The organism is Cupriavidus sp. KB_39 (genome assembly GCF_052114485.1).
GTDB lineage: Bacteria > Pseudomonadota > Gammaproteobacteria > Burkholderiales > Burkholderiaceae > Cupriavidus.
The window spans coordinates 1-1,378 of record NZ_JBFREV010000124.1 but is presented as its reverse complement, the minus strand read 5'-3'; the positions used below and the strand labels follow the sequence as shown (position 1 = coordinate 1,378).

Here is a 1,378-nt window from a genome sequence, read left to right as displayed (position 1 = left end):
TGAACTGCACCCCAAAAGTTGGACACCAACTTTTGGGGTGTTTTCATGTATCGGTACTCGGAGCAGTTCAGGCTGACAGTTATCCAGAGCTACCTGGACGGTCAGGCAGGCTATGGTGAGATCGCCAAACGCCATGAAATAGACAGCGGAACAGTACGGCGCTGGGTGGCGGGATACCGCCTGCATGGCGCGGCGAGCATCAAACGGAAGTACACGCACTACAGCGCCGAGTTCAAGCTTGCCGTGCTGAAGCGGATGCGAAGCCAGCGGTTGTCGCATCGCGAAGTCGCAGCATGGTTCGATATTCGCAACTTCGGTGCGATTGGCATTTGGGAACGCCAGTATGATGCAGGGGGTATAGAGGCCTTGTCATCGCGCCCAAAAGGGCGTCCCAGGAAGATGTCGCCACCCACTCCCAAAGCAAAGCCACCGAAGCCATCTGGTGATCGCACGCGCACGCGCGAGGAGCTCATTGACGAGCTGAACTACCTGCGCATGGAGAACGCCTACCTAAAAAAACTCGACGCCTTAGTTCAAGCGAACAAGAAATCTGCGCAACCCMAAAAGCGCAAATAGTGCTTGAGCTAAGGCGGCAGTATCCATTGGCGGGGCTGTTGAAGGTCGCAGGCCTGGCACGAAGCACCTTCTACTATCAGCAAACAGTACTTCAGGCGCAGGACAGGTATGCGGAACTGAAGGCAAGAATCCGTGAGCTGTTTGCGCAGCACAAAGGTCGCTACGGCTACCGCCGCATTACGGCGGCGCTTCGGAAAGCGGAATTGATCGTCAACCACAAGACGGTTCAGCGCCTGATGAAAGCCATGGGCCTGAAGTCTCTCGTCCGGCCAAAGAAATACCGTTCTTACAAAGGTGCGGTGGGCCGAGTTGCGCCCAACGTGTTGCAACGGCAGTTCCACGCCGGGCGTCCGAATCAGAAATGGGTAACCGATGTGACCGAATTTAGCGTCGCCGGCGAGAAGCTATACCTCTCGCCGGTGCTGGACCTGCATAACGGCGAGATCGTCGCATACGAGATGGCCAGGCGTCCGTTGTTCGAGATGGTAAGCAAAATGCTCAAGAAGGCGTTTGCTCGACTCGGCCCCAAGGACCGACCGATCCTGCATTCGGATCAGGGCTGGCAATACCAAATGGCGTCCTATCGATCGATGCTCAAGCAGCGCAGTGTCCGTCCCAGTATGTCGCGCAAAGGTAACTGCCTCGACAACGCWGCCATGGAGAGCTTCTTCGGCATCCTAAAGTCCGAATTCTTCTACCTGAACAAGTTCACCAGCATCGAGCAACTGCAGGATGGACTGCGCCAATACATTCACTACTACAATCATGACCGCATCAAGCTCAAACTAAAAGGGCTGAGTCC

General features: G+C 55.7%; 1 protein-coding gene. It reads left to right on the top strand.

Annotation, left to right across the window (positions count from 1 at the left end):
* Positions 1-45 precede the first annotated feature (45 nt).
* A protein-coding gene (locus tag AB4Z27_RS28990) for an IS3 family transposase (protein ID WP_441645981.1) occupies positions 46-1,378 on the top strand; the annotation gives its coding sequence in 2 pieces (ribosomal slippage) (positions 46-531 and positions 534-1,378; 1,331 coding nt annotated over the 2 pieces). This gene is flagged as partial in the annotation.